General features: G+C 50.2%; 7 protein-coding genes. All 7 read left to right on the forward strand.

Features of this window, described 5'->3' with window-relative positions; translation table 11 throughout:
- The first annotated feature begins 106 nt into the window (after positions 1-106).
- The 7 genes from ABYT30_RS13195 (at position 107) to ABYT30_RS13225 (ending at position 7150) form a co-directional block, all read left to right on the forward strand.
- Complete coding sequence (locus ABYT30_RS13195; protein WP_373096908.1) at positions 107-784, forward strand: histidine phosphatase family protein; 678 nt, start codon at positions 107-109, stop codon at positions 782-784.
- A gap of 71 nt (positions 785-855) precedes the next feature.
- Entirely contained in the window at positions 856-2070 is a 1215-nt protein-coding gene (locus ABYT30_RS13200; RefSeq protein WP_373082026.1) for an acyl-CoA dehydrogenase family protein, read from the forward strand.
- A 61-nt stretch (positions 2071-2131) separates the two neighbouring features.
- The gene (locus tag ABYT30_RS13205) at positions 2132-3166 is read left to right on the forward strand and encodes a phosphotransferase family protein (RefSeq protein WP_373096910.1); all 1035 of its coding nucleotides are present in this window, start codon (positions 2132-2134) and stop codon (positions 3164-3166) included.
- A 45-nt stretch (positions 3167-3211) separates the two neighbouring features.
- Positions 3212-3979 (forward strand): SDR family oxidoreductase, encoded by a 768-nt coding sequence (locus tag ABYT30_RS13210; RefSeq protein WP_373096911.1) that lies wholly within the window; start codon positions 3212-3214, stop codon positions 3977-3979.
- Positions 3980-4040: 61 nt separating this feature from the next.
- Positions 4041-4820: an SDR family NAD(P)-dependent oxidoreductase gene (locus ABYT30_RS13215; protein ID WP_373082034.1), complete on the forward strand. Its 780-nt coding sequence runs from the start codon at positions 4041-4043 to the stop codon at positions 4818-4820.
- A gap of 105 nt (positions 4821-4925) precedes the next feature.
- Positions 4926-5633, forward strand: coding sequence for a crotonase/enoyl-CoA hydratase family protein (locus ABYT30_RS13220; protein WP_373082036.1), 708 nt, complete (start codon positions 4926-4928; stop codon positions 5631-5633).
- A gap of 80 nt (positions 5634-5713) precedes the next feature.
- Positions 5714-7150, forward strand: a complete 1437-nt coding sequence (locus ABYT30_RS13225; RefSeq protein ID WP_373096913.1) for a wax ester/triacylglycerol synthase family O-acyltransferase — start codon at positions 5714-5716, stop codon at positions 7148-7150.
- Positions 7151-7193 lie beyond the last annotated feature (43 nt).

A 7193-nucleotide genomic window follows, 5' to 3' on the forward strand; every position in this document is an offset into this window, starting at 1 on the left:
ACTGGGTTATGCGCCAGATTCATAATAGCCCATGAATAATAAGCGTTTTTCGTGGTGGTGACGCTGTCTTAAGATAGATAAATACTATCAATTGGCAGAATCGCCCATGGCAGAGTTATTTCTGGTCCGCCACGGTCAGGCATCGATTAACAGCGATAATTATGATCAGCTGTCTAGCCTTGGCCATCAACAATCTCGCTGGCTCGGTGAATATTTTACTGAGCGCGGCTTGGTATTTGACCGCATAATTACAGGCCAAATGGTGCGTCATCGCGAAACCGCAGAAGGTGTACTGGCGGGTTTTGGCGAGCCCTCATTAAGGCTGGAAACCACGCCTGATTGGAATGAGTTCGACTTTGATCGCCTGATCAGCCAATTCCTTATTGAGTACCCCACCTTTCGATTAGCAGACGATGTCCCTAGATCGGCCCGATACGGCTTGCTAAAACAGGCGCTAGAGCATTGGGCTGCGGGTAAGCTCCATGGGGATTTACCTGAAAGCTGGGATGAGTTTGAGGGGCGTCTTGCTCGCCAATTAGCGGCCTTACAAAGCCAGTCATCATCCGCAAAGATTCTGGTGATCAGCTCTGGCGGGGCAATTGCCATGGCACTGCGGCTTATCCTGATGTCGCCAGCGAGCATGATGGTAAAACTAAATTTGCAAACACGGAACGCGAGCCTCAGTCACTGCTACTTTAATAGTGGCGGGTTTAGCTTGAGCAGCTTTAATGCGGTGCCGCATTTAGATACACCCGAACGCCGCGAGCTAATTAGCTATTTTTGATGCTTGGGTCAGTTTTAACACACTGCGTGGTCGCGGAGACCGGCAGACACATCACAATATAGGTGGATACCATGGATTTTACATACAGCCCTAAAGTCGTCGGTTTATTGGAGCAATTACGTGCGTTCATGAACGAGCATGTATACCCCAACGAAGCCTTGATGCATGAGCAGGTTGAGCTAGAGCGCTGGAGTACGCCGCCGCTGATGGAAGAGCTAAAGGCACTGGCCCGTGAGCAGGGGCTGTGGAATCTGTTTCTGCCTAAGTCCTATGGCGAATACAGTGCCGGTTTGACCAACCTAGAATACGCGCCGCTAGCCGAGGAAATGGGCCGGGTACTCTGGGCACCGGAAGTGTTCAACTGCGCCGCGCCAGATACCGGCAATATGGAAGTACTCGCCAAATACGGCAATGCGGCGCAGAAGAAAGAGTGGCTAGAACCACTGCTCGCCGGTGAAGTGCGTTCCGCCTTTGCCATGACTGAGCCTGCGGTTGCCTCGTCTGACGCCACTAATATTGAAACGCGTATCGAGCGCGATGGCGACGAGTATGTTATCAACGGTCGTAAGTTCTATATCTCCGGCGCCTGTCGCAAGCAATGTGAAATTTTGATTGTAATGGGGAAAACCGATCCGACTAACAGCAACCGCCATCTGCAGCAGTCTCAGGTGTTGGTGCCGAAATCGACGCCCGGTGTGACCGTTGAGCGGCCAATGAAGGTGTTTGGCTACGACGATGCGCCAGAAGGTCACGCTGAAATCGTTTTTGATAATGTGCGTGTGCCGGTAAGCAATATCGTACTTGGCGAAGGCCGAGGCTTTGAAATTGCTCAGGGGCGCTTAGGGCCTGGCCGTATTCACCACTGCATGCGTTCAATAGGTGCCGCCGAGCGCGCATTGGAGTTGATGATCGACCGCGCCAACCAGCGTGTCGCCTTTGGAGAGCCCCTGATTAAAAAACAATCTGTGCGTGAAGATATCGCTAAATCCGCGTGTCAGATTGAACAGGCGCGCCTTATGACCCTGAAAGCCGCGCAAAAAATTGATGAAGAAGGTGCAAAAGGCGCCAAAGATATTATCGCCATGATAAAAATTGTTGCGCCCAATATGGCCTTGGATGTGATCGACAGAGCAATTCAAATTCACGGTGCCGCAGGCGTTAGCCAAGATACTTTTTTGGCGAATATGTACGCCATGATGCGCACGCTGCGTTTAGCTGATGGTCCCGATCAGGTTCACATGATGCAGCTTGGCCGTGACATGGCGCGTCGGCGCTTGGACAGCTAAGGGCCGTCGCGCGCTTAGTTACACACATTTTTAAGCCCGATTGAATGACGGTGAGCCAGTTATGCAACAAGTAGACAGTATCGATATTGACGTACTAGTGCCGTACTTAGAACAGCATGTGCCTGGATTTGCAGGCCCTGCAGCGGCGGAAAAATTTCCGGGTGGGCAATCTAACCCCACCTTTAAAATTAATGCGGCTTCTGGGCAGTATGTATTACGCCGCCAGCCGCCGGGCAAATTGTTGAAGTCGGCCCATGCGGTCGATCGCGAATACCGAGTGTTGAACGCCTTGAAGGACAGTGCGGTGCCGGTTGCCAAGGTATTTCACCTCTGTGAAGACACCGAGATCATCGGCTCAATGTTTTACCTGATGGAGTATCTGCCGGGCCGGGTATTTTGGGATTCGGCGCTGCCGGAAATAGCAGATAATGCGGCACGTGCGCGTATCCATTTTCAGGTTGTAGAAGTATTGGCGACGCTGCATTCAGTCAATCCCGCTGACGTCGGTCTAGAGGATTACGGCCGCCCCGGCAATTATTACCAGCGCCAGATTGAGCGCTGGGTAACACAGTATCGCGCGAGTGAGATGGGCACCATAGATGTCATGGAAGAGCTAATCGTTTGGCTCAGCGCACATGTGCCCGCGGACGACGGCTCGCTGAGTATCGCCCACGGTGACTTCCGCTTAGATAATCTGATGTTTCACCCTGATCGCGAAGAAATTATCGCTGTACTCGATTGGGAGTTGTCGACTTTAGGGCATCCGCTGGCGGATCTCGCCTATCACTGTATGCAATTGCGTATGCCGAGTGAAGGTCTCGCCATGAAGGGGCTCGCGGGTATCGACACAGCAGCACTCGGTATTCCCAGCGAGAAAGAATTGGTGACCCGCTATTGCGAGATTCGCGGTATTGGTCCAATTGCAAACTGGGAGTTCTATCTGGCGTTTAGCTTCTTCCGCTTGGCAGCGATTGCCCAAGGGGTTGCTAAACGTGCCTCCCAGGGCAATGCGTCCAGCAAACAGGCCCAAACCGCTGGCGCCTTCGTACAACCCTTAGCGGCCAGTGGTATGCAAATTATACAAGATGGCGCCTAGCTATTGAGCGTGTATTGAAATTACTGCCTAGATACAGGATCAATTATGTACAAAGAATTATTTAGTTTAACGGGAAAAACCGCACTGGTAAGTGGTGCAAGTCGGGGTATTGGCGAAGCGATCGCGATGGCCTTGGCTGAGGCGGGCGCCTACGTGATTGTCACTAGCCGAAAGCTAGCCGACTGCGAAGAGGTTGCGCAAAAAATAATTGCCGCTGGCGGCAAAGCGGAGGCTTTCGCATGCAACGTGGGTAAGTTAGAAGATATCGCGAAAGTCTATGCTCATCTCAACGATGCGCACGATGGCAAGCTCGATATTCTGGTGAACAATGCGGCGGCTAATCCTTATTTTGGTCATGTACTGGATACTGACCTCGCTGCATATGAGAAAACTGTGGACGTGAATATTCGCGGATTTTTCTTTATGTCAGTTGAGGCTGGCAAGTTGATGAAAGCGCGGGGCGGCGGGGTGATTATTAATACGGCGTCGGTTAACGCTTTGCAGCCCGGAGCTGCCCAAGGGATTTACTCTATCACGAAGGCTGCTGTCGTTAATATGACCAAGACCTTTGCCAAAGAGTGTGGGAATCTCGGAATTCGTTGCAATGCTATTTTGCCAGGCCTCACCAACACCAAGTTTGCTGGTGCCTTGTTTACTCACGAAGATATCTATAATGAAGCGATCTCGAAAATCCCCATGGGACGACATGCCGAGCCAAACGAAATGGCAGGAACGGTTCTTTACTTAGCTAGCGACGCGAGTAGCTATACCAATGGCGAATGTATCGTGGTGGATGGCGGTTTAACTATTTAAGCTGAATAAATATTTAGTAAAAGTATTTATTCATAATTCATCAGATAAAGGCATTTTGGCTATGGATTCATTACTGGATTTTACGAATCAGACCGTACTTATTACCGGCGCGGCTAGCGGCTTTGGCAAACTTATTGCTGAGGGCTTGGCACAGCGCGGCGCAAAATTGGTGTTGGGCGATGTGAACGAAGCGGCTGTTCAAAGTCTGGCAGAAAAGTTGCGCTCGGAAGGCCGCGAGGCGGTGGCGCAAATGTGTAATGTCGCACTTGAAGACGACTGCCAGCGTTTGGTTGCGACCGCGGTAGATACCTTTGGTCGCTTAGATATTGCTGTTAATAATGCAGGGATCAGTCACGACTTTACACCCTTTGAAGAGATCGAACAAAGTGTATGGACGCGTCAGTGGGAGGTTAACGTCAACGGCGTGCAATACGGTATGAAACACCAGATTGCGCAAATGAAGCGGCAGGGTAGCGGTAATATTCTAAATCTATCGTCAATGGCCGGCATCGGCGGGGCACCGGGTATCGCTGCGTATGGCGCGGCAAAACACGCGGTAGTTGGCCTCACAAAATCGGCGGCGGCGGAGCTTGGCGCCGTCAATATCCGTGTTAATGCGGCTTGCCCATTTTTTACTCTCACGCCTATGGTAGCGGAGTCGTCAATTGCGGTTCAGAAGGGCGTAGCGGCAGCAGAAAGTGTACTGAGCCGTGGTTGTGTGATGAAACGTCTCGGTCAACCTGACGAAGTCGCCAATGCCATGATTCTACTGCTGTCACCGGCTAATACCTATATGACGGGGCAGTGTATCGCCATCAATGGCGGCGCTTTGTCGCTTTAAATGTCGTCATAAAGCAGGTGAATTATGGGAAGTAAAACATCAGTGATAGTATGATTTTCGTTTCTATATATGATTGTCCTGCCTACATTTATCGAGAGTGATGTTATGACTGACTTAGTAAATTATTCCTTATCTGATGGTATCGCGACCATCACTATGCAAAATGGCAAGGTGAACGCGATGTCGCTGCCGCATATTCAAGCAATAGGAGCTGCTTTAGATCAGGCGGAATCTGATAAAGCGGTGGTGATGCTCGTTGGCAAGGACGGTATCTTCTCTGCTGGTTTTGATTTGGCGACCTTTTCGCGTGATCCGGCGGAGGCGGTTGAAATGATAAAAGCAGGGTCGTCGCTGTGCCGCCGAATGTTGTCATTTCCCTATCCCGTGATTGGCGTTTGCACTGGGCATTCAATCGCGCAGGGCTGCTTTACTCTTATGGCTTGTGATTATCGTATTGGCATTGACGGCCCATATAATTTAGGTCTGAATGAAGTGCAAATTGGCATGACCATGCATCATGTCGGGATAATACTGTCGCGGGCACGTTTAAATAAACGCTTTTTCGATCGCTCGGTTATCAGTGCTGAAATATACGATCCGGCAACGGCTGTTACCGCAGGTCTACTGGATAAAATCGTGCCCGCCGATGTATTGATCGATGAGGCACAGTCACAGGCCTTACGTTTATCAGGCTTGAATATGGCTGCGCATGCTGGGACTAAATTGAAGGCGCGAGCGGCTTTACTAAAAGAGTTGGACTGGGCTATAGAGCAAGACTATCTTGATGGCAAGGCGCTGCTGCTTGGGCAATGATTCCATTGCTCGATAATTACAGGGCGGAAACGTCGGCGGTTTCAAAGCCAAATTAATTTACCCGAGTTAAGGAGTAATTTGTGCGACAATTAACAGGGCTTGATGCCTCTTTTCTTTACCTTGAAACCGCTAACTCACCTATGCATATTGGTGGCTTCACGATTTATGACCCAAGCACTGCACCTGGTGGCAAGGTGCGCTTTAAGCAGGTAGTGGAACACATTCACCGTCGGGCGCGCCGAGTGCCAGCGATGACTAGCCGATTAAAGACTGTTCCTTTTAGTCTTGATCACCCCTATTGGGTCGCAGACGGTGATTTTGATCCGGAATTTCATGTTCGTCACATTGCCTTACCGAAGCCCGGCGACTGGCGTCAGCTCTGTATCTTAGTTTCCCGTATTCACGCTCGGCCTTTAGATCGCAGCAGGCCACTTTGGGAAGCTTACGTTATTGAAGGCCTAGATGATGTGGCGGGGTTTCCAAAGGGTTGTTTTGCTCTGTATACAAAAATGCATCATGCGGCGATCGACGGTGCCTCGGGCGTCGAAATAAATAGTGTATTGCACGACCTTTCCGCTGATTTTGCCACCAATGTGGGTGCCGAGGCTGAGCCATTCGTTGAGCAGCCGCCGAAGAAAACCGAAATGTTGTGGCAAGCACAAAAGAACACATTAAAGCTGCCATTTCGGTTTGTTGGGCTTACTAAAGACGCCGCCCCGAGTTTATATCAAGCGGCTAAAGGCATAATTAGTGGGAAACTAAAACGCATCAGTGGCATACCGCGTACGCGATTTAATACCAATGTATCGCCTCATAGGGTCGTTGATGCATTGCGAGTAAGCTTTGAAGATATTCGAAGTATTAAAGCGGCCTATGCTCCGGTGACAATTAACGATGTGGCGCTGACAATAGTGGGCGGTGCATTGCGCCAGTATTTACTGGCAAAAAATGAGTTGCCGGAAACATCGCTAGCAGCTTTGGCGCCAATTAATATTCGCACAGCAGATAAGCAGGGTGCAGCTGGTAATGAAGTCTCGCAAATGACTGTTCAGTTGCGTACAGATATTGCAGACCCTAGAGAGCGCTTACTTGCCGTTAATGAGAGCACACGCAATGCCAAAGAATTAACCAATGCTATTGGCGCTAAGACCATGACGGATTATTTGCAGTTTACGCCGTCGACCTTAACCGCCTCTGCTGCGCGGCTATCAAGTTCATTGAGTTTGGCCAACCGAATAAGTCCATTTTATAATTGCGTTGTTACCAATGTGCCAGGGCCGCGCATACCACTGTATTTTTGTGGGGCAAAAATGTTGGTTAGTTTCCCGACCGGACCAGCAATTGATAGCGTGGGCTTGTTTCAAGCGATATCCAGTTATTGCGATGAGTTTACAATTACCTTTACAGCTTGCAGAGAAATGCTACCCGACCCTGAAATGTACGCGGAATGCCTGCGAGACTCCTTGGCCGCTTTGCTAGATGCAGCAAAACAAGAGACAAAACAGAGACCAAAATGAAGCTAGGCTAAAACACCAAGGAAAACGAAAAGTGCCCCGGCTC

Source organism: Zhongshania sp. (assembly GCF_041623545.1).
GTDB lineage: Bacteria > Pseudomonadota > Gammaproteobacteria > Pseudomonadales > Spongiibacteraceae > Spongiibacter.